The organism is Citrobacter sp. Ce006 (genome assembly GCF_030336535.1).
Lineage (GTDB): Bacteria > Pseudomonadota > Gammaproteobacteria > Enterobacterales > Enterobacteriaceae > Citrobacter > Citrobacter europaeus.
Genome location: NZ_JAOWDO010000072.1, coordinates 530,774 through 557,716 on the forward strand (window position 1 = coordinate 530,774; position 26,943 = coordinate 557,716).

Here is a 26,943-nt window from a genome sequence, read left to right on the forward strand (position 1 = left end):
GCGTGTTGACCCAACAACTTGTATTCAGCTAAACACTGCACTGGATTAAGATGAAAACGATTGAAGTTGATGATGAACTCTATAGCTATATTGCCAGCCACACCAAGCATATCGGCGAGAGCGCATCCGACATTTTACGGCGTATGTTGAAATTTTCCGCCGCATCACAGCCTGTCACTCCGGTAGTTAAAGAAGTCCGCGCTGTGCAAGCCGTCGTGGAAGCGAAGCCGGTTAACCCCGTAAAAGATAAAGTGCGCGCCATGCGTGAACTGCTGCTGTCCGACGAATACGCGGAGCAGAAGAAAGCAGTAAATCGCTTTATGCTGGTGCTGTCTACACTCTATTCACTGGATCAAAACGCGTTCGCCGAAGCAACAGAATCGTTGCATGGTCGTACGCGCGTTTATTTTGCAGCGGATGAACAGACGCTGCTGAAAAATGGTAATCAAACCAAACCAAAACACGTGCCAGGCACGCCGTACTGGGTGATCACCAATACCAATACCGGCCGTAAATGCAGCATGGTTGAGCACATCATGCAGTCAATGCAATTCCCTGCGGAATTGATTGAAAAGGTTTGCGGAACAATTTAATCCTTGCATTAGAAGGACCAGGCAATGGCAATCCACAACCGTGCAGGTCAACCTGCGCAACAGAGTGATTTGATTAACGTCGCCCAACTGACGGCACAGTACTATGTACTGAAACCAACGGCAGGGAACGCTGAGCACGCCGTCAAGTTCGGTACGTCCGGACATCGCGGTAGTGCAGGTCGTCATAGTTTTAACGAGCCGCATATTCTGGCTATCGCTCAGGCGATTGCTGAAGAACGTGCGAAGAACGGGATTACTGGCCCGTGCTATGTGGGCAAGGATACCCACGCGCTGTCTGAACCGGCTTTTATCTCTGTACTGGAAGTGCTGGCGGCGAACGGCGTTGACGTCATCGTGCAGGAAAATAACGGCTTTACGCCAACCCCCGCCGTGTCGAACGCTATCCTGGTCCACAACAAAAAAGGCGGCCCTTTGGCGGATGGCATTGTGATTACGCCGTCCCACAACCCACCGGAAGATGGCGGCATTAAATACAACCCGCCAAACGGTGGTCCGGCAGATACCAACGTCACCAAAGTGGTGGAAGACAGGGCTAACGCCCTGTTGGCTGACGGTCTGCAAGGCGTGAAGCGTATGTCGCTGGACGCTGCGCTGGCATCGGGTCATGTCAAAGAGCAGGACCTGGTTCAGCCGTTTGTTGAAGGACTGGCTGACATCGTCGACATGGCGGCAATCCAGAAAGCTGGCCTGACCTTGGGTGTCGATCCGCTGGGCGGTTCCGGTATCGAATACTGGAAACGTATTGCGAAGCACTACAACCTGAACCTGACTATCGTTAACGATCACGTTGATCAAACTTTCCGTTTCATGCATCTCGACAAAGATGGCGCAATCCGTATGGACTGCTCCTCCGAGTGCGCGATGGCGGGCCTGTTGGCGCTGCGCGACAAGTTCGATTTGGCTTTTGCTAACGATCCGGACTACGACCGTCACGGTATCGTCACCCCGGCAGGGCTGATGAACCCGAACCACTACCTGGCGGTGGCGATCAACTACCTGTTCCAGCACCGTCCGCAATGGGGCAAAGACGTTGCCGTCGGTAAGACGCTGGTGTCATCGGCGATGATTGACCGCGTGGTGAATGATTTAGGGCGTAAACTGGTCGAAGTTCCGGTTGGCTTTAAATGGTTCGTTGATGGTCTGTTTGACGGCAGCTTTGGCTTTGGTGGTGAAGAGAGCGCGGGGGCTTCTTTCCTGCGCTTCGACGGTACACCGTGGTCGACCGACAAAGACGGTATCATCATGTGCCTGCTGGCGGCAGAAATTACCGCTGTGACCGGTAAGAACCCGCAGGAGCACTACAATGAGCTGGCTGCTCGCTTTGGCGCGCCAAGCTACAACCGCCTGCAGGCGAGCGCGACCTCCGCGCAGAAAGCGGCGCTGTCTAAGCTGTCTCCGGAAATGGTGAGCGCCAGCACGCTGGCGGGCGACCCGATCACTGCGCGTCTGACGGCGGCACCGGGCAACGGTGCTTCTATCGGTGGTCTGAAAGTGATGACTGACAACGGCTGGTTTGCCGCGCGTCCGTCAGGTACGGAAGACGCTTATAAAATCTACTGCGAGAGCTTCCTGGGTGAAGAACACCGCAAGCAGATCGAAAAAGAAGCCGTTGAGATCGTCAGTGAAGTGTTGAAGAACGCATAAGTACAATTTGTGTGCCGGGCGGTGCTACGTTTGCCCGGCCTACAAAAGCGATCGTAGGCCCGGTAAGCGCTAGCGCTACCGGGCTTTTTATCGGGCTTTAACTGTGGTTATTTTTTAGTTCAAAGCGCGGTGATACCAGGCCATACAGCGTCCAGCCGAGGAAGGTCACGATAGAACCATAAAGCATTGCTTCTTCGCCGGAGGAGTAGAGCGCATAGAAGCTGTACAATGCGCCAATAAACGCCACAAAGTTTGCCGGTTTCGCTTTCGATGACGGAACATTCGCCATCTTCTGAATAATAACCAGTGCGGCCATCGACAGAATATACGGAATGATGTTCGTCACGACCGCCAGATTGACCAGCACGTTGAACTGACTGTTCAGCGACGGGCTGATAGTCATCAGCGATAAACCACTCTGGATTATTACGATTGCCAGCATCCCCTGAACCGGCGCGTCTACTTTGGTCACGCGGGAGAAGATTTTAGGGAAGTAACCACCATCAGCCGACGATTTGAATACCTGGGCGATAGTGAACTGCCAACCCAGCAGTGAACCGCAGCAGGACATCACCATCAGCGCCATGATCACTTTACCGACTTCCGGGGTGAACATTTGTGCAAAGGCTAAACCGAACGGCGCAGTAGAGTTAGCCAGAGCCATATTCGGCACAATCCCCGCTATCACGTTGGTTGAGACGATATAAATCACAGCAGCTCCTAGCGTACCGCCCAGTACTGCGATAGGCACGTTGCGTTCCGGGTTTTCGACCACTTCGGCGTTGGCGCAGGCTGATTCCAGACCCAGGAAAGCCCACAACGTCATCGCAATGGAAGAACCTACCGCCGTGAAGAATGGTACGTGATGCGGATTCCAGGAGTTAGCATACAGTGTCGGACTGAACCAGAACCAGCCGATGATACACAGACCGACAACCGGAATAATTACGCCCCAGACGGTGATGCTGCTGATTTGTCCGGTAATACGCGCACCGCCAAAGTTGGCGACGGTGCAGATCCACAGCACGCCGATGGTTGCCAGGCCAATCTGCACAGGTGTCAGTGTGGCGCCAAACAGTTCGGTACCGTAACCCACGGCAGAGATTGCGATGGCTACGTTGGCAATTAATAGTGAAACGCCATAGGTGTAGTTCGCCATAAAGTTACCGGATTTGCCAAAGGCGTATTCCGCGTAACCGCCCATACCGCCGGATTTGCGACTGAACATACCGCATTTTGCGAAGGCCCAGGCCAGCGCCATTGAACCGACAGCAGTAACCAGCCACGATATGATCGAGATGGTGCCGACTTCCGCAAGTTTGGTGGGCAGCATGATTATTCCCGATCCCATCATATTAACCATGGTCAGGATGGTGAGCTGGACGACGCCCATTTTATTGGATTTGGCTTTGCTCATAACATTTCCCCTTTCAACAGAGCGTGTTGCGCGCTTTGTTGCTTAATTACGTAGCACCACACCTGTTTACGACCATCGTGCTCTTCGATGTAGACCCCCTGGAGTTCAGGCGCAAAACCCGGTAGCAAATTGATCCCTTCTTCCAGCGCACTGAAGTAACGTAATACTGAACCTCCCCAGATTTCACCCGGAACTACACACAGCACACCCGGGGGATAAGGAAGCGCGCCTTCCGCCGCGATGCGACCTTCAGCGTCAGGTAGACGCACCAGTTCAACTTCACCACGCAGATATGCATAGTTGGCATCCTGGGGATTCATGCTGACGTGCGGGAAATGTGCCTTACGGAACATCTCTTTCTGTAACTGCTTCACGTTGTGGCGGGCGTACAAATCGTGCATTTCCTGACACAGTTGGCGCAGGCTGTAACCGGCGTAGCGGGCTTCGTGCTGTTTGTAGATAGAAGGCAGAACGTCGGCCAACGGAGCATCGGCTTCCAGCAGTTTTTCAAAACGCACCAACAGAGCGACAAGCTGCTGTAGCTTCGCCATATCTTCTGCTGGGGTCAGCAGGAACAGGATGGAGTTGAGGTCACATTTTTCGGGCACTACACCATTTTCTCGCAAGAAGTTAGCCAGAATAGTGGCCGGAACGCCGAAGGTGTCATACTCGCCATCACGTGAATTGATCCCTGGTGTGGTAAGCAGCAATTTGCATGGATCCACAAAATACTGGTGTTCGGCATAACCTTCAAAGGCATGCCAGTGTTCTCCAGGGACAAAGTGGAAGAAACGGAGGTCGCTGGCGATTTCAGTCGTGGGATAAGCTTGCCACGGTTTGCCCGAGACCATTTCAGGTACAAATGGGCGGATATGGTGGCAGTTTTCCAGGATCAGTTTACGAGTATCAATCCCGTTGACGACGCAATCCATCCACATGTTGCGTCCGCTGACGCCTTCATGCATTTTGGCGTTAATGTCCAGCGCGGCAAACAGCGGATAAAACGGGCTGGTGGAGGCGTGCATCATGAACGCATTATTCATTCGTTTATGGGGCACATAGCGAGACTGGCCTTTGATGTGGCTGTCTTTTTTGTGGATTTGCGAAGTCTGAGAGAAACCCGCCTGTTGTTTGTGCACCGACTGGGTGACCAGAATGCCGGGGTCGTTTTCGTTGAGATCCAGCAACAGCGGAGAGCAATCGGCCATCATTGGGATAAACTGCTCGTAGCCAACCCACGCGGAGTCGAACAGGATGTAGTCGCACAGATGACCTATCTTATCGACCACCTGACGGGCGTTATAGATCGTGCCATCGTAGGTACCTAACTGAATCACGGCCAGACGGAATGGACGCACATCTTTCGAACGTTGAGGCGCAACTTCGCTCACCAGTTCACGTAGATAGCTTTCTTCAAAGCAGTGTGCGTCAATCCCACCGATAAACCCGTACGGGTTGCGTGCAGTTTCCAGATATATCGGCGTAGCCCCAGCCTGTAACAACGCGCCGTGGTGGTTTGACTTGTGGTTGTTGCGATCGAATAACACCAAATCGCCAGGGGTGAGCAGCGCGTTAAGTACGACTTTATTTGATGAGGAAGTCCCGTTTAGTACGAAGTAGGTCTTATCTGCGTTGAAGACTTTGGCAGCATGCTGTTGTGCAATGCAGGGGGCACCTTCATGGATCAGTAGGTCACCCATTGCGACATCGGCGTTACACAAATCGGAGCGGAAAAGCGCTTCGCCGAAATATTCGACAAACTGATTACCCGCGGGATGGCGACGGAAAAACTCGCCACCCTGATGACCAGGGCAATCAAAGGCGCTGTTACCTTGATTTACGTAGTCGACAAGCGCACGAAAGAATGGTGGACGTAACTGCGTTTCATAATGGCTGGCGGCGGTTTCTAACTGCCGACCATAAAAGGCGGTACGGGTTTCATTACATTCGAATACACCGGAGATGCGCGGCAGATGTTCAGGTGGAACACGTTCTTCATTTTCGGTGGCGATAAAAACAGGAATGCCGTAGCCGGTGGCGTCAATTTCATCGAGTTTTCCACGTTCAATATCATTGATGGATAACACGATAGCAGCAACATCAATAAAATTACTTTCATCGATATTTACGCAGGAACGTTGCGTGTAAAAACAATCAGGACAGGAACGGCTTACGGCAATTTTTAATTCTGACATTTTCATCTCTTTATTTTTAGGTAATAGCAGGTCCTCAATTTCTCAAATGAGAAATTGATAACTCCGGAAAAAAAAGCAAAGTCATACCGCTGATAAATAAATCAGTGAATTGCTTTTTTGAAGATGCAATAAACCCTAACCGGTCCGGTCACAGGTAATACAGGGTTATGCAGGGAGAGCACTGTCGATACAGGCGTTATACCCGTCGTCTTTCAAGCTGCATCTGTGTTGGCTTCACTCGCTTATCCCAGTCACGTACTGATGTACGCTCACGGGCTTCGCTGCGTCGCCGCCTTGATGCAACTCGAAATCCATTGGGTATATATCTGCGATACAGAGAGTCAGGATGACCTGTATACTGGAGTGCCCTTAGTCGAGTGACTAACGGGCATTAAAGAAGTGAAAGTCAAAGCTATTACGGTGGGCAAACATCATAATATGCGTTGTTCGCCTTATGTGGGGCATTGTTCGACTATTATTTTCCATTTTAGTTACCTTTACTGGATTAGTGGAAGGTGCGGGTATTTTATCCAGGAAATGGCTGTAAACCGTGAAGATGATCAATAAAAAATGATCATTTCCAAAATATTTAGTCGTCAATTATGCATATCATGAGATAAGGTGCTTTTTTGTTTATTAAATGTTACATGTTTGTGTTTTGTTATTTTTGGCAATATTTGATTGGCTGCATAATAAGTATTATGCAGCAGAAGAGTAATGAAAATTATAATTGTTAGTTAATCAAAAAAAATGAATAATCATTCACGGCATAAACCGATAACCGATCCCGGTTTCGGTCAGAAAATGACGCGGGCGGGCCGGATCCAGTTCCAGCTTCTGGCGCAAGTGTCCCATGTAAATTCGCAGATAATGACTGTGTTCGACGGCGTTTGGCCCCCAAACCTGATTTAACAACTGGCGTTGCGTCAGTACCTTCCCGGCATTATTCAGCAGTACCGCTAACAGACGAAACTCAATCGGCGTCAAATGAATTTCCTCGTCATCTCGGTGTACGAGGCGGGCGGCGAGATCCACTTTTACATTGGCAAAATGCACCACCGGTTCGGGAGATGCGCCGCTGGCGTGACGACGCAATGCTACGCGTAATCGTGCCTGTAGCTCGCCAATACCAAAGGGTTTACTGAGATAGTCATCGGCACCGGCATCCAGGGCGGCGATTTTATCGCTCTCTTCGCTGCGGGCAGAGAGCACAATTACCGGGATTGCGCTCCATTGTCGCAGGTCGCGAATAAAATCAATACCGTCGCCGTCCGGCAGGCCGAGATCGAGAATGATGAGATCGGGTTTTCGCGTGGCAGCTTCCAGCAGACCACGTTGTAGCGTTTCCGCTTCATATACACGCAGGCCATCAGCTTCCAGCGCGGTGCGCAGAAAACGGCGGATGGCCTGTTCATCTTCAACAATCAGTACGTTCGTCACATATCCTCATGAAAATCTTCAAGTTCAGGGGGAATTTCCTGGGGCAGTGTAACACGAAAACTCGCTCCTCCCTGGGCACGATTATGGGCGGAAATCGTACCGCCGTGCACGTCCACAATCGCCTGGCAAATTGCCAGTCCCAGTCCAACGCCCGGTACCGATGACTCTTTGTTTCCCCGGGAAAACTTGTCAAAAACTTGTTGTTCCATACCCGACGGAATACCCGGCCCATTATCCCAGACGTCCAGCTGCAGGTGTTCACCATCGACGCTGGCATCAATACCGATTTGCGCCTGTGGACCCGCATATTTGACGGCGTTTTCCAACAGGTTAATCAGCACCCGTTCAAAGAGCGGGCCATCGACGTGGATAAGCGTCAGCGGTTCAGGTAACGACAGATTAATCGGGGCAGAAAGTCCAGGCTCCAGCATCTGCAGGGCGCTGCCGACCACTTCTTCCAGCGTTAACCACTCTTTCTTAAGATTAAAGCCGCCAGACTGAATTCGCGCCATATCGAGCAGGTTATTAACCAGTCGGGTTGTATTCAGGACGTGCTGGCGAATCTCACTGGCCTGGCGCGCGTGCGGCGATCCTTCGCTGGCCAGATCCAGCGTTAAGATCTCTGCCTGACCGAACAGCACCGTCAGCGGCGTGCGTAAATCGTGGGAGAGGGCAGCGAGCAAGGCATTGCGAATACTTTCGCGCTCGCTGGCAAACCGGGCCTGCTCTTCGCTGGCGGTTAGCGTCAGGCGCTCCAGCGCGCTGGCAACAAGCAAGGTGAAGGTTTCCAGCAGGCGTTGCTGTTCGGGGATCATTAGCTGGCGTAAATTTCCCGGTTCCACCACCAGCAGCCCATGCGTTTTATCAGCACTTTTTAGCGGTAAAATTTGATAGGGCACGCCCGGTAAGGTGTCAGTACCTGCGCCAGCCGGTTGCCCTTTATCAAAGCTCCATTGGGCAATGGCATCATCCCACGGCGTCATGCCCTGTTGGTGGGTGAGAGGGGCCAGCTTTCCATTCTCGCCGGGCAGTAAAACCTGGCTGCGGGCCTGAAACGTTGACGCAATAAACTGTTCGCTGGTGGCGGCGATATCTGTTTGACTCCGCCCGACAGCCAGCGCTTTCGACATCTCATATAAATGACGCGTACGCTGTTCACGATAACGCGCCACCCGTGCCTGATAACGCACTCCGGCGGTGAGATTACCGATAACCAGCCCTACCGTGAGCATCACGGCAAAAGTGAGCAGGTACTGAACGTCGGAAACGGCCAGCGTTCCGCGTGGCGCTATAAAGAAGAGATCGAAGCTGGCGACATTAATAAAGGTTGCCAGCACTGACGGCCAGCGTCCGTAAAAGAGGGCGATAACCACCACGCCCAATAAGTAGAGCATCACCAGGTTGGCGGCGTCAAAGGCCATCAGCCATTGCATGGCAATCACTGTAATAATGGCGCACAGCGCGACGGCAACCACGCAACCCTGAATTTGTACCCGCCATTTATCCTTAAATGTACGGCTATCTGCAGTTTGCGGCACAGAGCGCGAAGGTGGCTCATCGAGCGCAACAATCATCAGGTCGAGATCCGGTGCGCGATGGGCCAGTTTGTCGGCAAAAGAGTCGCTGCGCCACCAGCGACGCGTAGTTGGACGTCCGAGGACAATTTTTCCCAGATTATGCTCACGGGCGTAGCGGATCACCGCTTTGTCTTCGGCGGGGTCGGAAAGGGTGGCGGTTTCTGCGCCTAACTCCTGAGCCAGCCGCAGGGCGCTTAAAATTGCGCGGCGCTGTTTTTCCGGCAACCGGTGCAGCGCGGGCGTTTCGACATACACCGCATGCCATACGCTGCCAAGACGCGCCGCCAGACGTGCGGCGGCACGTACCAGTTTTTCGCTGCCGGTATTGTGTCCTATGCACAGTAAAATGGCGTCGCGGGTATGCCAGACTTTCTCCTCTCCCGGACGTCCACGCCAGGCGCGCATCTGATCGTCTACCCGATCGGCCGTGCGGCGCAAGGCCAGTTCACGGAGCGCGATCAGATTACCTTTGCGAAAGAAATGCTCGATGGCTCTTTCTGCCTGACCGGCGATATAGACCTTGCCTTCATTCAAGCGCTGGCGCAAATCATCGGGGGGAAGATCGACCAGCACGACATCGTCGGCGGCATCGAAAAAAGGATCGGGGACGGTTTCGCGCACCTGAATACCGGTAACGCCGCTGACCACATCATTGAGACTTTCCAGATGCTGGACGTTGACGGTAGTAAAAACGTCAATACCGGCTTCCAGCAGCTCTTCAATGTCCTGCCAGCGTTTTGGATGACGCGAGCCTGGCGCATTACTGTGCGCCAGTTCATCCATTAAAATGAGCGCCGGACGGCGGGCCAGCGCCGCGTCGAGATCGAACTCGCTGATATGACGACCATGGCGCGCCTGTCGCTTTAGCGGCAGGATGCTGAGACCGTCCAGTAGCGCGGCGGTCTCTTTACGTCCGTGGGTTTCCACCACGCCAATCAGCACATCTAACCCCTGCGCCCGCAGCCGCTGGGCCTCTGCCAGCATGGCCCAGGTTTTGCCGACGCCCGCGCAGGCGCCGAAGAAAATTTTCAGTTTTCCGCGGTGCGGGGCGGTAGTCTGCTCCAGCAGGCGATCGGGATCGGGGCGTAAGGGTTCGCTATGCATGTCCTTTTTCTCAGTGCTTATCCAGCGCTAAATTAAGTTCCACCAGGTTCACCACCGGCTGGCCGATAAAACTGACCAACGGCTTTTGCGTATATTGTGCAACCAGGCGCGTGACCTCTTCAACGCTGAGGTTGCGAGCCTGCGCCACGCGGGGGATTTGCCAGGCTACCGCGGCTGGCGTCAGGTTGTTGTCCAGCCCGCTGGAAGATGCCGTTACCAGCTCTACCGGAACGGCAGGATTTGCCTGCGGGTTGGCGGCACGCAGCGCGGCTATCCGGCTTTGCAGCTGTTTATCCAGTTCCGGGTTGCTGGCTGCCAGGTTACTGCCGCCTGAAGCCATTGGATTATAGGGCATTTCTGCCGTGGCAGACGGGCGTCCCTGAAAATAACCGGCCGCGGTAAAATGTTGCCCAATGAGCGCAGAGCCGCGGACTGTCTGACCTTCACGCAGAAGCGAACCGTTAGCCTGGTGGGGAAACCACCATTGCCCCAGCGCGGTGGTCAACAGCGGGTATGCCCCGCCGGTGATAAGCATCAGGAAAATCAAAGTTGATAATGCAGGACGTAATCCACTCATCAGAAACCTCACACCAGACCCAGCAGGGTCAGCAGTAAATCAATTGCTTTGATACCGATAAACGGCACAACCAGACCACCCAGACCATAGATCCACAAATTGCGGCGCAGCATCGCCGAGGCGGATAATGGTTTGTAGCTCACGCCCTTAAGCGCCAGTGGGATCAGAAAGACGATAACCAGTGCGTTAAAGATAACCGCGCTGAGGATCGCCGAGTCCGGCGAATGCAGACTCATCACGTTAAGCGCATTGAGCTGCGGGTAGGTGGCGGCGAACGCGGCCGGGATAATGGCGAAATACTTCGCCACGTCGTTAGCGATACTGAAGGTGGTCAGCGAACCGCGCGTCATCAGCATCTGTTTACCAATGTGCACCACTTCAATCAGTTTGGTGGGGTTGGAATCGAGATCCACCATGTTGCCTGCTTCTTTCGCCGCCTGGGTTCCTGAGTTCATGGCGACTGCCACGTCGGCTTGCGCCAGTGCCGGGGCGTCGTTGGTTCCATCGCCGGTCATCGCCACCAGACGACCTTCCGATTGATACTGACGAATCAGCGCCAGCTTGGCTTCCGGCGTGGCTTCAGCTAAGAAGTCATCCACCCCGGCTTCTGCGGCAATTGCCGCGGCGGTCAGGCGGTTGTCGCCGGTGATCATCACCGTTTTAATCCCCATTTTGCGCAGTTGGGCAAAACGTTCTTTAATGCCGCCTTTAACGATATCTTTCAGGGCAATCACGCCCAGTACACGGGAGCCTTCGGCCACCACCAGCGGCGTAGCGCCAAGGCGGGCAACGTTCTCGACCTTCTGCTCCACGTCGGCGGGGAAATGGCCGCCGTTGGCTTCAACGTGACGACGGATGGCATCAACCGACCCTTTGCGGATCATTCGGTTGTCGATGTTGATCCCGCTCATACGACTTTGCGCGGTAAATGGAACAAAGGTAGCGTGCAGCGATTGCACGTCGCGGATACGCAGATTGAAGCGCTGTTTAGCCAGGATAACGATGCTGCGGCCTTCCGGCGTTTCATCGGCCAGCGATGAAAGCTGAGCGGCGTCGGCCAGCGTTTTTTCATCCACGCCGTGGGCAGGCAGAAAATCCGAAGCCTGGCGATTACCCAGCGTAATGGTGCCGGTTTTATCCAGCAGCAGTACGTCCACATCACCCGCGGCCTCTACTGCGCGTCCGCTGGTGGCGATAACGTTCGCACCCAGCATGCGGCTCATCCCGGCGACACCAATCGCAGAGAGCAGCCCGCCTATCGTGGTGGGAATCAAACACACTAACAGGGCAACCAGAACCGTGACGCTGACCGCGCTCCCGCCCCAGGCGGAGAACGGCCACAGGGTGGCGGTCGCCAGTAAAAAGATAATGGTCAGGGCAATCAGCAGGATCGTCAGGGCGATCTCATTGGGCGTTTTACGCCGCTGCGCGCCTTCAACCATGGCGATCATCCGGTCGAGGAACGTTTCGCCGGGGTTTACGCTGCATTCGATAACCAGCCAGTCGGAGAGGATGCGGGTCCCGCCGGTGACGGAGGCGAAATCGCCACCGGATTCACGAATCACCGGCGCGGACTCACCGGTAATGGCGCTTTCATCTACCGACGCGCCACCTTCGATCACCTCGCCGTCACACGGGATAATATCGCCCGCTTCCACCAGCACGATATCGCCTTTACGTAAATCATCGGCAGGAACGTGATCCATGGCCGAGCCGTATTTAGGTTCGCGAAGTTTGCGGGCAAAGGCGGTTTTTTTAACACCTTTCAGACTGTTAGCCTGCGCCTTACTGCGTCCTTCCGCCAGCGCCTCAGCAAAGTTGGCGAACAAAACGGTAATCCACAGCCACAGACTTATCGCCCCGGTAAACCACGGATTGCCCTGCATATGGCTCGTTGCCATCGCCACTGTTAACAAGGTCGTTAACAGACTGCCCAGCCAGACGATAAACATCACCGGATTACGCCATTGGGTATGGGGGCTTAATTTTTTTACGGCGTCCATCAGCGCCTGTGCGACCAGAGAGGGTTCGAACAGCGCCAGTTGCTTGCGACTCATAGTAATGTGCTCCGCATCACTCAGTGTAATGACAGGTATTCTGCGACCGGGCCAAGCGCCAGGGCAGGAACAAAGGTGAGAGCGCCAACCAGTAACACCGTACCGATTAACAACCCGACAAACAGTGCGCCGTGGGTAGGTAGCGTGCCCGGGCTTGCTGGCTGGATCTTTTTACTGACCAGCGACCCGGCGATAGCCATCACGGGAACGATCACGCCAAAGCGACCGAAGAACATGCACAGAGCCAGCAGGCAGTTCCAGAACGGGCTATTGGCGCTTAATCCGGCAAAGGCGCTACCGTTGTTGTTGGAAGCAGACGACACGGCATACAACACTTCACTAAAGCCGTGTGGACCTGGGTTAAGCATGGCGCTGCGCCCGGCATCGCTCATCATGGCGATCGCCGTACCGAGCAGTACCAGCGCAGGGGTGACCAGAATCGCCAGCGCGGTCATTTTCATTTCGCGCACGTCGATTTTCTTACCCAGATACTCCGGCGTACGACCAATCATCAGCCCGGCGATAAATACCGCCAGTAGCACAAACAGCAGGATGCCGTACAGACCTGAGCCGACTCCGCCGAAGACGACTTCGCCAATCTGCATTAGCCACATCGGCACCATCCCGCCCAGTGCGGTAAAGGAGTCATGCATAGCATCGACAGCGCCGCAGGAGGCGGCTGTCGTGACGACGGCAAACAGACTCGTGGCCAGCACGCCAAAGCGGCTCTCTTTGCCTTCCATGTTGATATTGCTGTCTGCACCGAATGCCATCAGGTGCGGATTGCCCTGAACTTCAGCCCACATTACCACGGCCACACAGATCACAAAAATCAGCGACATAGCCCACAGCAGGGTCCGGCCCTGGCGACGATCGCCCACCACATTACCAAAGGCAAAACACAGCGCGGTGGGAATTAAGAAAATAGCCAGCATCTGCACCAGGTTGGTCAATGCGGTTGGGTTTTCAAACGGATGCGATGAGTTGGCATTAAAGAAACCGCCCCCGTTAGTGCCAAGCATCTTAATAGCTTCCTGGGAAGCGACAGGCCCCATCGGCAGCAGTTGTTTTACCCCTTCGAGAGTGGTGATGGGCTGATAGGGCAATACGTTTTGCAACGTGCCTTGCTGAATGAAGAACAGCGCAATGAGTAACGCAACAGGGACCAGGATCCACAGCGTAATGCGAACCAGATCGACCCAGGCGTTGCCCAGCGTGTTGATACTCTGACGCGAAAAGGCGCGGGTCAGGGCAAAAATCACCGCTATCCCGGTCGCCGCTGACAGGAAGTTCTGCACGGTCAACCCGGCCATCTGGCTGAAATAGCTTAAGGTGGTTTCGCCAGCGTAGGATTGCCAGTTGGTATTAGTGACAAAACTCACCGCCGTGTTGAGCGCCAGATCCCATGAAAGTCCCGGTAGCTGCTGAGGGTTGAGCGGCAGCAGATTTTGCGCCATCAGCATCGAAAACAGGACCAGCAGACCCAGCACATTGAGCGCGAGGATTGCCAGCAGATACTGCCGCCAGTTCATCTCCTGCTGCGAGATGCCCAGACCACGCCAGAGCCAACTCTCCACGCCAGCGAGGCCCGGCAGGGACGTATTATTGATGAATCGAGCAAGCCCAAACCCCAGCGGTCTGGCAATGACAAACAGCACCAGCAAGAAACTGGCAATGAGTAAAAATCCTTGTGCCGCCATCAGAACGCCTCCGCATTAATCAGGGCATACACCAGGTAACCTAATAAGAAAATGACCAGCACAATGCCGGTTATCACGCCTGCACTCACAGTGCACCTCCAGTGGCATAAATGTGATAACCAGAGCGTAGATTTTTGCTTGCAAAGATTTCGCAAAAATCAGCGGGCGGGGTGTAAAAAAAGTATAAAAATGGTAAAGACCATTATTTAACTAATGGTTAGTATTAATTTAACTTTTATGTAACTTAATTACGATTTTAAGCTAAACGGAGCATCAATAGACAAAAATAAGTGGTCGGATGAGTAGCAAAATTACACACAAGGCGGTATTATTTTCATCAGTTAACCAAGTTTATTTTTCCGGTGCCATTCACCGAACAGATATATGGGAGAGGATTATGGACCTTTATAAAGAGTATCCAGCACACATTGTTTTCTTACGCCGTACCTTTGCCGTTGTGGCGGGCGTGCTGGCGCTACCGGTCATGCTGTTCTGGAAAGACCGCGCCCGTTTTTACAGCTATCTGCATCGCGTCTGGTCCAAAACCAGTGATAAACCGGTGTGGATGGAACAGGCTGAAAAAGTTAGCTGCGATTTCTACTGACAGTTTGCGAAGCCCAAAAAGCCGCTGATATCAGCGGCTTTTTTGTGCACTGAAACTAGAGATAGCTGCTGCGGCGTTCTCTGAGCGAGAGGGGAGAAGCCGTTGGTTGTCTGCTGTCCGGCATGCGGATGGACTTCAGATACAGTGAAAGTACCGAGACGGACTTTGGGGTATTAGGCATTCCCATTTTCTTCATCAGGTTACATTTGTGACTACTGATGGTTTTGCAGTTTTTATTTTTAATTTTCGAGATTTCTGAAACCGTAAAGCCCTCGGAAAGCATCATCAGAATTTGCGACTCGAGTCCGGTTAGCTGAGGTTTCAACCCATAGCTTTCTTCATCATTATTGTGCAGTAACGTGTTTACGATTACCGGATGAAGTTCCTTTAAAGTTATATTTCGTGGCAGGTATAAGCATGAGATGTTAAACACAGAATAAAGGACATTCATCATTATCAGATCGCTGAGGATGATTAAGTTTTTAGCGCCACTTTTCAACATTCTATTCTTCAGATAAAAAATGTCATCATAGATGATATCTTTCTCATCTATCGCAGCAATCGTGAGTAACTCATTGCTGTTTTCTTTGATCTCACTGAAACGTCGATAAAAAACAATTTTACTGTAAAAGAAACAGTCAAGAAGCGAGGCAATGCCCAGCGATGTATACTGGCATGTTCCAACTATTATAATTGTGTTTGTAGTCTTTTTATTCATAAATTACCCCATCCATAGATAAATTTTATCAGCATTTGCAGATTACAATAAACCTACTAAATTATTCCAGTGATAAGCATGTTGAGATAATCCAGGCGTAGACTTTTGGTGCTTGATTTTGCAGTGAATCCAGGATTAGTCTTAAAAGGATGTTTATGTAACTCTTTGAAAGATAATGGTGCCTGTTGAGATTTGTTTCGTATTTTGAATGATTTCTTATTTAATAATTCACGTATATTATTTATCGATTTATTACGTTACCATTTTTATCGGTCTTTAATCGGGCCATTTTTGCTTTTTACGAGATTAAAAATGGATAAAGGGAGGCTGCATATGCAGAAAATGGCAATCATTACCGCATCTGGGAAAAGTACGTCTGTGCCTGCTGGGGGAAATCACGTTAAAATTATTCAACCAGGAACGACGGTTAAAATTACTGTGGCAAAGGAGATGATTAGCGGGTCACAGAAAGAGGGTAACAATCTTGTTTTGGTGGAGAAAAACGGGTCGAAGATAACAATTGAAGATTTCTTTAAAACGGACGGCACTTTAAAAAATAAGCTGATTCTTGAGGATGGTGGCAAAGCGTATGAAGCAAAATATAATACCGAAAATTTTGCTGGGCTGGCTTTCTTCCCGGTAAAACAAGCAGTAGATGAAAATACTGATAGTGGGGAAATGAATACAGCCGTCTGGCTGGTGCCACTGCTGGTCGCCGCCGCCGCAGGTATTGGTATCGCCATTTATAATAACAAGGATGATGGTAATTCGCACGATAACAAATCCAGTGACAGCAAAGAAAAGCAGACATTAAGCGATGCGCAAAAAGATGTTGTGAATAAAGACAGCACGTTTATCAATGCGCAAAAGACGCTTGCTGAAGCGGTGAAAGCGATGCAGGCTAATCCATCAACTGCAACCATCAAAGCGGTTGAGGAGGCAAGCGCGGCGGTGAAAACCGCGATGGATGCAATGAATAAGGCGAATACAACGCTGAAAACGGCGGTTGATGCGGCAAAAGCCAAAGGGATTGATACTACTGCGGCAGAAAAAATCCAAAAACAGGCGGCAGAGGATGCGATCAGTGCGAAAAACGCCATCGACAAAGCGGCTGAACTGGTCAAAACGGCGATCGCCTTAATCGATGAAAGTGCGCAAGCTATTGCCGGACAGGTCAAACTTGACTATCAATCTGCCAGTGACGCAGCCACGATTGCCAACAAACAGCCAGCTCAGAGCGCCATAGATGCGTCGAAAGCTAAGTTGACCGCTGCCGATGCCTTGCTGGGTAAACTGTATACACAGATTGAGCAATTATCGCAGCTAATTGCGAACGCGAAAGAGCAAGGGTTTAACGTTGATAATGCCGCTGCGCGTCTGAAGGATTTACAGGAACAATACGCTTCGTTCAGGAAGGAGAGTACAGCGCTGGCTGACTCTGTTGCTCAGGCGGAGCAAAGTCTGCTGGATCTGAATGCGGCGCGTATGACCGTTGACGCGGCAAACGAAGCGCTGAAACAGGCGGTAGCGCAGAAGTCGCAGGCCGCAGAGAAACTGGCCTCTGCGCTGGCGTTGAAAGAAGAAGTCCTGAAAAACAATCAGCTTGATCGCGTTGATGAAGTGAATAAGGCTATCGCTGCGGCAAATAAAAGCCTGGAGGCGGCGCGTCAGGCTACAGAAGCAGCTAATGCCGCAGCGACAAAGGCGAATGCTGATATTAATAAGCTCAATCCTGCGATTGATCCTGCGATAAAACCGCAGAACGTTACGCCGCTTGATATGCCTGATGTGAAACCGATTGATAAAGGCCTGCAGGTTGACGATAACAAAACGTTTGTTGAGTCCGTACAGGCCTTTATCAAGAGCCTGGTTGATTCGGTTAACAGCGTCTGGACGACGATTGCGAATTCAAAATCACTGGCATTTCTCAGTAATGTCATTTCTGAGATTACCGCCGGATTTAAAACCGTTAGTGAAGTCCTGGGTGAAAAAGTTGTCTCTGCCGTAAAAGCGATCAAAACAATAGAAAAAGCTTTAGTCGAGATCTTCATCAATAAACCAATTGAATTTATTAAAGATATACTGAAAGTTACCGGACAGAAGATTGCTGAGGCTATCGGTGAAACGGTCTCGGCGATTAAAACAGGGTTCGAGAACCTCGTTTCGAATGTGGGTAAAAATATCGCCGATGCTTTAAAAGGTATGAGCCTGACTGATTGGGTCAATCCGCTCAAATGGAACGCTCTAGTTGGTGAAGTGATTTCTAAGACCGCAGGCAATATCGTAAAAAGCATAGCCGATTTGGTGATGTCGTTACCGACAAAAATTATTGATTTCTTCACTGATGCCATCACTAAATATGTCGGGATCATTAGTGATAAAATTAAGAGTGAACTCAGTGTCGCTAAAGAAGCGATAACTAATGTTCTGAAAACGTTATTTGATGGCTTTATTAAAAATCCAATCGATAAACTGCTCACGCCAGTCCTTGATAAAATTAAGGAATTCATCAGTCATCCCGTTGAGTCGATTCAAAAATTGCTGTCAACGATTACCGAACTGGCGAAGGATGCTTTTAATATTATCAAAGATATCATTAAATTACCTGGTGAGTGGCTTAAGGATTCCTTCCAGTTGATTAAGGATATCTATAACTCATTTAAAGGCGATAGCGTTAAAAATGGCGATGGCAGTGAATTGCATAAATTAATGGACAAGATACTTCACGATCAACAATCTGACGCTGCAAAGGTCGTCAGCGCATTACTGAAATCTGACGCCAGCAGCGGCGACATTAACTTAAGCAAACTGCTCCCGGAATCTTTAACGAATAAGATCCAGTCCGCACCAGAGTCCAGTTCGTCTTCAGTAACTCATTATCACACAGCCTCAGCAATGGATGACATGCACTCGTCACTCCCTGTCGCTGCGTAATAAAAGGTATGCGTGTTTCAACTAATGGAACACGCAATACCTTGCGGTTACTCAATTCGTACTGAATAAGGGAAACAACATTCATGGAAACTCGCCATTTACCGCGAGCGGCATTGCTGTTGGCGATCGTCACGTCATGTGTATTCAAAAGTCATAGTGCGCAGGTGGCGACATGGCCCGTTATATTTGAGGATGCTGCAGAGCCCATTACGTCAGAAACCCAACCTGATCCTCTGTCTCGCCCTGAGGTAGGGGCCGTGGAAAAACGTAGTGGTGAAAGACAAAAAAACGCAGTGGCTTCTTCCGGTGTACCGGTTAAAGGGCATGACATAACGCTTGCCGAGGCGGTGCAACTGGCAATGGGCTGGCATCCGGTGATTAAACGTGCAGAGCGCGAATATGTGCAGAGTAAAGAGTCAGTCAATGAAGCGAAGGCCGGGTGGTATCCCTCTCTTAGCGCCAGAGTAAAATCCGGCCTCGAGCAGGATAATTACAGGCGAGAAGATAGCAAATCGAATACGTTAGCGCTGAACGCCAGCCAGACGCTGTTTGATTTTGGGAGAATCGCCAGCAAAGTCGATCTCGCGGATGCGACGACACAGCGTTCGGGGTCTAACCTTGAGAAAAGTATTAATGATATTGCTTATGAGACGGCGACCAGTTTTACCCAGGCAATTCGTTATCAGCAGTTAACTGAAATTGCCCAGGGACAGGTTGCAGGTCTCCAGCTTATTAACCGTCTGGCTGAAAAAAGAGCCTCATTGGGGGCTAACGCGGAATCTGACTATTCCCAGTCGAAGGTCCGGCTGGCAGCCGCTATTGCCCTGCAACATGATTATGAGGCGCAAGCCCGGCGTTGGAATGCGAACCTGGATATCGTCACCAACGCTTCTGTTTCTACTGCCCTGAATATGCACATGCCGCAGACGATGGACACAGCTTGCCATCGTGTTGATATCGAAGAGTTAACCTCGCCTGCTATCGAACTGGCGCAGGCGCAAATTAAGATGGCGAAACAGCAGGTTAATGCCTTTAAAGCGGAATATTATCCGACGATTTCACTTAACCCAGTCTGGGAATATGAGCTGGAAAACCAGAACGATAATCGTGGGAATCGGGCTAAAAAGGGCGAGTGGGGGATCTTTGTTAACGTGAGTGCGCCACTGTATGAAGGCGGGGCACGTATATCGCGTACTCAACAGGCGGAACAGGCGTTGCTCGCGTCACAATTTAATCTGGATACCGAAAAGACGGAGGCCCGGCGTAAAATTGTCGAGTCGACCAGCCAGATTTCCAGCCTGTATGAAAGTATGAAGGCTAAGCAAGTACGGGAGAAAGAGGCTATCCGCACGCGTGACCTCTATAAATTACAATATCTGGAACTGGGTAATCGTTCATTTTCCGATTTACTTAGCGCCGAATCTGAAATTCATCAAACCAGAATGGATATATTAAACAGCCAATTTACCGTGTCGTCGCTGTCAATTGAATGTCTCTATTACTCCGGGAATCTGGTGCGTTATTTTTCTCAATAAGAGGCTCAATGGAATGACATCATCCAGTACCGTTGATATGTCTTGTACAAGTAAAGACAAAGACGTTGAATATTATTATTTCCAGTTGTGGCAAGAAGCCATTGTACAGATTGCCCATCATTATCGTCTTGATATTTCAGAACAGAATATTTTAGTTGCCTCGCAGTGGCACCAGGAGTGTAAGAAAGAAGATGTATTAAAAACGATGGCCAGACAAGCTGGACTGATGATGAAGTGCACGCCAGTGACGCAATTCCAGTTCAGCACCTGGCTGTTGCCTGTGGTTATCGAAATGCGTGATGGACGCTTTGCGTTGGTTAAAAATATTGAAGATAACCAAAACGTTACTTGCGCATACGTTGACGAACAAGGGTTGTTGACGACCTTCACCCGTGAGGAGTTTCTCGAGGCCGGCCTGCGTGTGATATTGCTGCGACCGTTAACAAATTCGGCCGATCCGCGCGTCGATGACTATATCCGCCCTGTGGAAAAACATTGGGCGTGGCAGATTATTTTTCAGGACATGCGTCCCTATTATTACGTTATTCTGGGGTCACTTTTTATAAATATTCTAGGTCTGGCTGGGATTACCTACTCAATGCAGACCTATGACCGTATTATTCCAGCGCAGTCCTGGCCTACGCTGTGGGTGCTTTTTTCTGGCGTTATATTAGCGTTTGTTTTTGATCTGATATTACGCCTGATGCGCTATAGCATTATTGATATCGTGGGTAAACGAGCAGACCTGCGTATTGCCGATCGGGTATTTGGTCGCGTATTGCGTATTCATTCCGCCCATCGTCCGCAGTCTACCGGAACATTTATTTCGCAGGTGCGTGAATTGGATCAGATCCGGGAGATGATTACCTCCACGACCGTGGTTGCGATGGCCGATCTACCCTTTTTCTTTCTGTTCTTAGTGGTGATCTATCTGTTGGGAGGCATTCTGTTTCTGGTCCCGTTGGCTGGAATGATCCTGATGGTGCTGCCGGGTTTTTTATGTCAGAAAAAACTCGCATTGCTGGCGCGTAGTGCAATGCGTGAATCAAACCTGCGTAGCGCGATGCTCGTCGAAAGCATTCAAGGGCTGGATGATGTGAAGTCCCTGCAGGCGGAATATCGTTTTCAGCAGCAATGGTTGAATTATACCGCAACCACGGCCAGCAGCAGTCTGGACCTCAAACACCTGACGCACAAACTTACCTCGTGGTCTTATCTGATTCAAAACGCTGTGTTTGTTTGTGTTGTTGCTGTGGGGACGCCTTTGGCGATGAATGGTGAATTGTCTACCGGTGCGCTGGTTGCCGCGTCAATCCTCAGTTCACGGATGATGGCACCTGTCGCACAGGTCGCCAATATCCTGACGCGCTGGCAGCAAACAAAGGTCGCCATTGTCGGATTAGACAGTATCATGAAATTACCAACGGATGACGCCCGTGGCTGCAGGCGGGTACACAAACCCTATTTACGTGGCCATTTTGTGCTAAAGGATACGGCGTTTCGTCATCACACCACTAGTCGTCAGAACGCGATCGCTATTGACGATCTGGAGATTAAGGCTGGCGAGAAGATTGCTCTGTTGGGACGAAATGGTTCCGGAAAATCTTCACTATTGAATGCGCTGGCAGGAAATATGTTGTGTGTTAATGGCGTAACGACGCTGGACAACATTCGGCTTGATAACCTCGATCCCGGAGATTTACACCGTGACATCGGTTTGTTGTCCCAACGCTCACGCTTGTTTCACGGTTCAATTCGGGAAAATCTGGCGCTCGGAATGCCGCTTGCCAGCGATGAAGAGCTTGAAGCGGCGCTGGAGAAAACAGGGGCGCTCGCTTTTATCAATCAGCTTGCGGATGGGCTGGATCATCTGATAGCCGAAGGCGGAATAGGTTTGTCGGGAGGACAGCAGCAGGCGCTGTTGCTCAGTCGTCTGATTCTCCGCGATCCGCAGATCGTATTATTGGATGAACCCACAGCCGCAATGGATGAAGAGACCGAAGCCGAGTTTATCCGTCGAATGAAACCGTGGATGGCCGGGAAGACGGTTATCATCGCCACCCATCGAAAAAGAGTGCTTGAACTGATCGAGCGCACCATCGTTATGTCGCAAGGAAGCATAGTAATAGACGCCCCTCGCGAGCAGTTTTTTGGTGAGTATTCCCAGGAGGCTGAAGCATGAACAAGGGTAACAAGAGGGGGATCCGTGGTTTGTGGCGACAGGTTGCTGACGGTGTTGTCTTCACCCGGCGCATTCTTCTGCAACATAAATCAGATCCTTCGGATGCTGTAATTGACAATGCTCTCTCGCTGGGACATGAGAACGAACTGACGCTCAGTGGCGCGAAGTGGATAGTATTTTGCGTAGTATTTTTTTTGCTGCTTTTTGCATTGTGGGCCTCATTTTTCAGCATTGAAGAAGTCACCAAAGGCAATGGAAAAGTTATTCCCAGTTCACGAGAGCAGATTATTCAGTCGCTGGATGGCGGTATTCTGCAACGCATTCATGTTAAAGAGGGGAAAATTATCCAGGCGGGGGAAGTATTGGCGCAACTGGATAGCGTGCGGACCGCCTCCAGCCTGAAAGAATTTGAAGCTAAATACCGCGCAATGCTGGCCCAGCAGGCGCGACTGAATGCGGAAGTGAATGACAATGAACTGGTATTTTCTGACGAGCTGGATCTGTATCCTGAGTTAATGACGGCGGAAACTCGCTTGTATACCTCACGTAAAACACAGTTTGCTGATGCGATTAAAAATATTCAGGATGCGCGTCGATTAATTAACAATGAGTTGTCGATTAATTCCCGCCTGGCTCAGGAAGGCGCTTCCAGCACCGTTGATGTTATTCGTTTGAAACGTCAATTGGTGGATTTGAATATGAAAGAGGAAGAGCTGCGCGGTAACTATTATTTGCGGTCACGCGAAGAACTGGCAAAAGTGTCAGCGGAGATTGCCTCGCTAAAGCATGCTCTGCGTGGTCGCTCCGACTTAGTGGCTAAATCAACGCTGCGTTCACCCGTTCGTGGCATCGTGAAAGATATTCAAAATAATACTGTTGGTGGTGTTATTCCGCCTAACGGTGTTTTGATGCATATCGTTCCACTGGATGACACGTTACTGATTGAGGCGCAAATATTGCCGCGTGACATTGCGTTTATTCATCCAGACCAGAAGGCGAAAGTTAAAATCACCGCTTATGACTATGCCATTTATGGTGGTCTGGATGGCAAGGTAGTGACTATTTCTCCCGATACTATTAAGGATGAACGCAAGCCGGATTTAGTTTACTACCGGGTTTTAATTAGAACCGACCGCGATCATCTTCTTAATAAACGTCAGCAGAAATTGTTTATTTCTCCAGGTATGGTGGCTTCCGTTGACATTGTTACCGGTAGTAAAACGGTCGCCCGCTATTTAATTAAACCATTCAATAAAGTAAATGAAGCTTTGCGGGAAAGATAATTGACCTGCAGATACTAATATAAGGATGACTAAAATGACGACAACAGCAAAAGAGGTGATGGTTGGTGATAAGACGCTTACCGTTGTGCAACTGGAGCCCTGGCAGCGTCTGGCGTTTATTGCTGATTTACAGAAAGATTTCCTGGCACCTCTGCTTAAAAATGCAGAAACAAACGATCTGAATATGCTTTTTTCTGGGGGTAAAAATGGCGATTTTGACGTGATGGCATTGATTTCAGCGTTTTCTGGTTCTCTTGACGGTCAGCGTATTGAGAAATGGACCCGCCGTGTGCTGACGGAGGGCATGGTCATCTATACGCGCCCTGACGGTCAGCGGGCAAAGCTCAGCTTTGGCGAACTGAATAAGTTTTTCACCCACCCCAGCCAAATTATTCTGCTACTAAAAGAGGTTATCGTCTGGAATCTGGCCGATTTCAACCAATTGATGGGCACCTTGACGCCGAAAGCGACCACGGTGGTGAAAGAGAGGGAATAACCGTTAAAAACCCTTTTTGCTCATGATAGCTACACTTAACTCAGTAATGAGAGAAGGGTTGTCATGAGCGAGACAATCCCTGTTGGCATCAGGGATTGTTTGTCGTGGGGTGATTTTGAACCTGCATTGCCTGAAATGGGAAGAGGGTGACAGATACCCCCCCGACAAGAGGAGTGACTTTCAGTCTGCGACAGTAACTGTGGTCCAACCGCTGCTTGCACCATTAACATTACTCAAACACTATATGGCGCAATAGCCGGGTGCTTATCTTTCCGGGTTGCGCTATTTCAATCCCTGGCCAGAGGTAATAGGTCTGCGCTACGGGCGTTAAGTTTTTTTCTTCAGGAGTATTATGACCACGCATCTGGTCTGGTTTCGACGTGATTTACGTCTGCATGACAACCTCGCGCTGGCGGCGGCTTGTCGGGATCGTTCTGCACAGGTTTTGGCGCTATATATCTCGACGCCTGAACAGTGGAAGGCACATGAAATGGCCCCACGTCAGGCGGCATTTATCAGCGCCCAGCTAAATGCGTTGCAAACGGCGCTGGCAGAAAAAGGCATTCCGCTTTTGTTTCATGAAGTCGCCGATTTTGCGGCCAGCGTGGAAATCGTCAAAAACGTCTGCGCAGAGCATGGCGTTAGCCGATTATTTTATAACTATCAGTACGAAATTAACGAACGCCAGCGTGATGCTGCCGTCGAGAAGTCATTACCTTATGCGGTGTGTGAAGGGTTTGACGACAGCGTGATCCTGCCTCCGGGGGCGGTCATGACCGGCAATCACGAGATGTATAAAGTTTTTACGCCGTTTAAAAATGCCTGGCTGAAGCGGATTAAAGACGGTGTTCCAGAATGCGTTAGCGCGCCGACGGTGAGAGAAAAAGGCGCTCTTGATGCTCCGTTAACACCTATAACACTGGGGTACCCGCAGCAAGATTTTGATGCGCAGCTGTTTGCGGCGGAAGAAAAATTGGCTATCGCGCAATTACGCCAGTTTTGCCTGCAGGCTGCGGGAGAATATGAGCAGTTGCGTGATTTCCCGGCGGTTGAGGGCACCAGTCGATTATCTGCGAGCCTGGCGACGGGAGGATTGTCGCCGCGCCAGTGTCTGAATCGACTGCTTACAGAGCAGCCTCAGGCGCTTGAGGGCGGGGCTGGCAGCGTCTGGCTGAACGAGCTTATCTGGCGTGAATTTTATCGTCATCTGATGACTTACCATCCGGCGTTGTGTCGGCATCAACCCTTTATCCGCTGGACCGAACGCGTGCAATGGCAAAATAACCCCGCGCATTTGCAGGCCTGGCAAACGGGAAAAACGGGGTATCCGATTGTGGATGCGGCGATGCGCCAGCTCAACGCCACGGGCTGGATGCATAATCGTTTACGCATGATTGCGGCCAGTTTTTTGGTGAAAGACCTGCTGATCGACTGGCGTAAAGGCGAACAGTATTTTATGTCGCAACTGATAGATGGTGACCTGGCGGCCAATAACGGCGGCTGGCAGTGGGCTGCCTCAACCGGAACCGACGCTGCGCCGTATTTCCGTATCTTTAACCCCACAACTCAGGGCGAAAAATTTGATCGTGACGGTGAGTTTATCCGCCAGTGGCTGCCGGAACTGCGCGACGTGCCGGGTAAAGCTATTCATGACCCGTGGACATGGGCTGAAAAAACGCAGGTGACGCTTAACTATCCTCGTCAGATTGTCGATCATAAACAGGCCAGACTGGCGACGCTGGCGGCATATGAGACGGCGCGTAAAAAGTAAAGGAATGGTGGATTTTGCGTAATGCCTTCCAGCAGAATGAATGTGTTGCGGTCTGGGGCTTTTAGCGCTGAAGCGTGCGCGCAAGGTTGTTAATGCCCTGATGCAGATGCTTTTATCTGGCAGTAAAGTTCCGTCATCTTCATTCAGGTGATGGAACTTGATGACAATGCCAACAACCTCCACACCGCACGATGCGGTGTTTAAAACGTTTTTACATCACCCCGAAACCGCGCGGGATTTTCTCGACATTCACCTGCCAACTGAACTGCGGACGCTTTGCGATTTGAATTCGCTGAAGCTGGAGTCAGAAAGTTTTATTGAAGCGGATTTACGTTCGCGCTACTCCGACGTGCTCTGGTCTTTGCACACACGCAACGGTGACGGTTATGTCTATGTGGTGATAGAGCATCAAAGTTCAGCCGAGCCGCATATGGCTTTTCGTCTGTTGCGTTATGCGATGGCGGCGATGCAGCGCCATCTGGACGCAGGGCATAAGGAACTGCCACTAGTGATACCGATGCTCTTTTATCATGGCTGCCGAAGCCCCTATCCGTACTCATTGTGCTGGCTGGATGCCTTTGCCGACCCCGTGGCGGCAAGACAGCTTTATTCCAGCGCATTTCCGTTGGTAGACATAACGGTGGTACCCGATGATGAGATCATGGCTCACAGACGAATGGCGCTGCTGGAATTAATGCAAAAACATATCCGTCAGCGGAATTTGCTGGGGCTGGTAGAGCAACTGGCCACGCTGCTCCTTACTGGATGCGCTAATGACACGCAATTACAGGCGATGTTTAATTACATCCTACAATCTGGCGACGAATCTCGTTTTAATGAATTTATGCAGGAGATAGCGCAACGGATCCCCCAACATAAGGAGAGGCTGATGACTATTGCAGAGCGGTTACGGTTAGATGGATTACAGGAAGGGTTACAGCAGGGATTACAGCAGGGTAAACAAGAAGCCGCATTACGTATAGCGCAAACAATGTTGGAGCAGAAAATAGATCGCGAAATGGTGCTACTGGTTACAGGTCTTACTGAAGAGGAACTCGCAGCCATTCATGCATAATTACCTGAAAAAACAGGCCC

Annotated in this window: 20 protein-coding genes and 1 pseudogene; 11 read left to right on the top strand and 10 right to left on the bottom strand. The window is 50.8% G+C overall.

The features are described from left to right. The first annotated feature begins 50 nt into the window (after window positions 1-50). On the top strand, window positions 51-593 hold the full coding sequence (seqA, locus tag OGV94_RS16855; protein WP_016152261.1) for a replication initiation negative regulator SeqA: 543 nt from the start codon (window positions 51-53) through the stop codon (window positions 591-593). A gap of 24 nt (window positions 594-617) precedes the next feature. Further along, window positions 618-2,258: a phosphoglucomutase (alpha-D-glucose-1,6-bisphosphate-dependent) gene (gene pgm, locus OGV94_RS16860; RefSeq protein WP_016152262.1), complete on the top strand. Its 1,641-nt coding sequence runs from the start codon at window positions 618-620 to the stop codon at window positions 2,256-2,258. A gap of 97 nt (window positions 2,259-2,355) precedes the next feature. Here pgm and potE read toward each other — a convergent pair whose 3' ends face one another. The 9 genes from potE to kdpF form a co-directional block, all read right to left on the bottom strand. Next, window positions 2,356-3,675 carry a putrescine-ornithine antiporter gene (potE, locus tag OGV94_RS16865; protein ID WP_043015592.1) on the bottom strand — a complete coding sequence of 440 codons (1,320 nt, stop codon included), beginning with the start codon at window positions 3,673-3,675 and terminating at the stop codon, window positions 2,356-2,358. Next, on the bottom strand, window positions 3,672-5,870 hold the full coding sequence (gene speF / locus OGV94_RS16870) for an ornithine decarboxylase SpeF (protein WP_286523820.1): 2,199 nt from the start codon (window positions 5,868-5,870) through the stop codon (window positions 3,672-3,674). The genes potE and speF overlap by 4 nt, the downstream gene beginning before the upstream one ends. A gap of 381 nt (window positions 5,871-6,251) precedes the next feature. After that, complete coding sequence (gene speFL / locus OGV94_RS16875) at window positions 6,252-6,356, bottom strand: leader peptide SpeFL (RefSeq protein ID WP_114149115.1); 105 nt, start codon at window positions 6,354-6,356, stop codon at window positions 6,252-6,254. Window positions 6,357-6,632: 276 nt separating this feature from the next. After that, window positions 6,633-7,310, bottom strand: a complete 678-nt coding sequence (kdpE, locus tag OGV94_RS16880; RefSeq protein WP_043015594.1) for a two-component system response regulator KdpE — start codon at window positions 7,308-7,310, stop codon at window positions 6,633-6,635. Then, window positions 7,307-9,991, bottom strand: a complete 2,685-nt coding sequence (gene kdpD / locus OGV94_RS16885) for a two-component system sensor histidine kinase KdpD (RefSeq protein ID WP_286523822.1) — start codon at window positions 9,989-9,991, stop codon at window positions 7,307-7,309. Before kdpD ends, kdpE begins: the two co-directional genes overlap by 4 nt. Before the next feature lie 10 nt (window positions 9,992-10,001). After that, window positions 10,002-10,568, bottom strand: coding sequence for a potassium-transporting ATPase subunit KdpC (gene kdpC / locus OGV94_RS16890; protein WP_043015596.1), 567 nt, complete (start codon window positions 10,566-10,568; stop codon window positions 10,002-10,004). Window positions 10,569-10,576: 8 nt separating this feature from the next. Further along, window positions 10,577-12,625 carry a potassium-transporting ATPase subunit KdpB gene (kdpB, locus tag OGV94_RS16895; RefSeq protein WP_087053022.1) on the bottom strand — a complete coding sequence of 683 codons (2,049 nt, stop codon included), beginning with the start codon at window positions 12,623-12,625 and terminating at the stop codon, window positions 10,577-10,579. A gap of 20 nt (window positions 12,626-12,645) precedes the next feature. After that, window positions 12,646-14,325: a potassium-transporting ATPase subunit KdpA gene (gene kdpA, locus OGV94_RS16900; RefSeq protein ID WP_286523825.1), complete on the bottom strand. Its 1,680-nt coding sequence runs from the start codon at window positions 14,323-14,325 to the stop codon at window positions 12,646-12,648. Next, window positions 14,325-14,414, bottom strand: a complete 90-nt coding sequence (gene kdpF / locus OGV94_RS16905; protein WP_072033319.1) for a K(+)-transporting ATPase subunit F — start codon at window positions 14,412-14,414, stop codon at window positions 14,325-14,327. Before kdpF ends, kdpA begins: the two co-directional genes overlap by 1 nt. Before the next feature lie 308 nt (window positions 14,415-14,722). Here kdpF and OGV94_RS16910 point away from each other — a divergent pair, with 308 nt between their 5' ends. Then, window positions 14,723-14,929: a YbfA family protein gene (locus OGV94_RS16910; RefSeq protein WP_043015600.1), complete on the top strand. Its 207-nt coding sequence runs from the start codon at window positions 14,723-14,725 to the stop codon at window positions 14,927-14,929. A gap of 55 nt (window positions 14,930-14,984) precedes the next feature. On the opposite strand, the gene OGV94_RS16915 is transcribed toward OGV94_RS16910, so the two are convergent. Continuing rightward, the gene (locus tag OGV94_RS16915; RefSeq protein WP_047412647.1) at window positions 14,985-15,647 is read right to left on the bottom strand and encodes a LuxR C-terminal-related transcriptional regulator; all 663 of its coding nucleotides are present in this window, start codon (window positions 15,645-15,647) and stop codon (window positions 14,985-14,987) included. A 333-nt stretch (window positions 15,648-15,980) separates the two neighbouring features. Here OGV94_RS16915 and OGV94_RS16920 point away from each other — a divergent pair, with 333 nt between their 5' ends. The 8 genes and pseudogenes from OGV94_RS16920 to OGV94_RS16955 all read left to right on the top strand — a co-directional run bounded on the left by OGV94_RS16920 (window position 15,981) and on the right by OGV94_RS16955 (window position 26,923). Next, window positions 15,981-18,581: a BapA/Bap/LapF family prefix-like domain-containing protein gene (locus OGV94_RS16920; protein ID WP_213732083.1), complete on the top strand. Its 2,601-nt coding sequence runs from the start codon at window positions 15,981-15,983 to the stop codon at window positions 18,579-18,581. Window positions 18,582-18,664: 83 nt separating this feature from the next. Further along, window positions 18,665-20,116 (top strand): TolC family protein, encoded by a 1,452-nt coding sequence (locus tag OGV94_RS16925; RefSeq protein WP_286523829.1) that lies wholly within the window; start codon window positions 18,665-18,667, stop codon window positions 20,114-20,116. Between the two features lie 13 nt (window positions 20,117-20,129). Further along, complete coding sequence (locus OGV94_RS16930; RefSeq protein ID WP_286523831.1) at window positions 20,130-22,298, top strand: type I secretion system permease/ATPase; 2,169 nt, start codon at window positions 20,130-20,132, stop codon at window positions 22,296-22,298. Continuing rightward, complete coding sequence (locus tag OGV94_RS16935) at window positions 22,295-23,581, top strand: beta-barrel domain-containing protein (protein WP_100194102.1); 1,287 nt, start codon at window positions 22,295-22,297, stop codon at window positions 23,579-23,581. Before OGV94_RS16930 ends, OGV94_RS16935 begins: the two co-directional genes overlap by 4 nt. 34 nt (window positions 23,582-23,615) lie before the next feature. Continuing rightward, a complete protein-coding gene (locus OGV94_RS16940; RefSeq protein WP_286523836.1) occupies window positions 23,616-24,077 on the top strand; it encodes a phage tail assembly chaperone in 462 nt (153 codons plus the stop codon). Between the two features lie 205 nt (window positions 24,078-24,282). Then, window positions 24,283-24,408 (top strand): annotated as a pseudogene (locus OGV94_RS16945) (DUF1722 domain-containing protein); the annotation flags it as partial. 21 nt (window positions 24,409-24,429) lie between these two features. Continuing rightward, entirely contained in the window at window positions 24,430-25,848 is a 1,419-nt protein-coding gene (gene phrB / locus OGV94_RS16950; protein ID WP_080625547.1) for a deoxyribodipyrimidine photo-lyase, read from the top strand. Between the two features lie 160 nt (window positions 25,849-26,008). Continuing rightward, window positions 26,009-26,923, top strand: a complete 915-nt coding sequence (locus OGV94_RS16955; protein WP_286523838.1) for an Rpn family recombination-promoting nuclease/putative transposase — start codon at window positions 26,009-26,011, stop codon at window positions 26,921-26,923. Window positions 26,924-26,943 lie beyond the last annotated feature (20 nt).

Coding starts and splice junctions, on each gene's coding strand:
- OGV94_RS16915 (WP_047412647.1), bottom strand. CDS start 15,647: ATGAATAAAAAGACTACAAACACAATTATAATAGTTGGAACATGCCAG.
- OGV94_RS16920 (WP_213732083.1), top strand. CDS start 15,981: ATGCAGAAAATGGCAATCATTACCGCATCTGGGAAAAGTACGTCTGTG.
- phrB (WP_080625547.1), top strand. CDS start 24,430: ATGACCACGCATCTGGTCTGGTTTCGACGTGATTTACGTCTGCATGAC.
- kdpA (WP_286523825.1), bottom strand. CDS start 14,325: ATGGCGGCACAAGGATTTTTACTCATTGCCAGTTTCTTGCTGGTGCTG.
- pgm (WP_016152262.1), top strand. CDS start 618: ATGGCAATCCACAACCGTGCAGGTCAACCTGCGCAACAGAGTGATTTG.
- seqA (WP_016152261.1), top strand. CDS start 51: ATGAAAACGATTGAAGTTGATGATGAACTCTATAGCTATATTGCCAGC.
- speFL (WP_114149115.1), bottom strand. CDS start 6,356: ATGGAAAATAATAGTCGAACAATGCCCCACATAAGGCGAACAACGCAT.
- OGV94_RS16925 (WP_286523829.1), top strand. CDS start 18,665: ATGGAAACTCGCCATTTACCGCGAGCGGCATTGCTGTTGGCGATCGTC.
- OGV94_RS16940 (WP_286523836.1), top strand. CDS start 23,616: ATGACGACAACAGCAAAAGAGGTGATGGTTGGTGATAAGACGCTTACC.
- potE (WP_043015592.1), bottom strand. CDS start 3,675: ATGAGCAAAGCCAAATCCAATAAAATGGGCGTCGTCCAGCTCACCATC.
- OGV94_RS16955 (WP_286523838.1), top strand. CDS start 26,009: ATGACAATGCCAACAACCTCCACACCGCACGATGCGGTGTTTAAAACG.
- kdpD (WP_286523822.1), bottom strand. CDS start 9,991: ATGCATAGCGAACCCTTACGCCCCGATCCCGATCGCCTGCTGGAGCAG.
- OGV94_RS16930 (WP_286523831.1), top strand. CDS start 20,130: ATGACATCATCCAGTACCGTTGATATGTCTTGTACAAGTAAAGACAAA.
- speF (WP_286523820.1), bottom strand. CDS start 5,870: ATGTCAGAATTAAAAATTGCCGTAAGCCGTTCCTGTCCTGATTGTTTT.
- OGV94_RS16910 (WP_043015600.1), top strand. CDS start 14,723: ATGGACCTTTATAAAGAGTATCCAGCACACATTGTTTTCTTACGCCGT.
- kdpC (WP_043015596.1), bottom strand. CDS start 10,568: ATGAGTGGATTACGTCCTGCATTATCAACTTTGATTTTCCTGATGCTT.
- kdpB (WP_087053022.1), bottom strand. CDS start 12,625: ATGAGTCGCAAGCAACTGGCGCTGTTCGAACCCTCTCTGGTCGCACAG.
- OGV94_RS16935 (WP_100194102.1), top strand. CDS start 22,295: ATGAACAAGGGTAACAAGAGGGGGATCCGTGGTTTGTGGCGACAGGTT.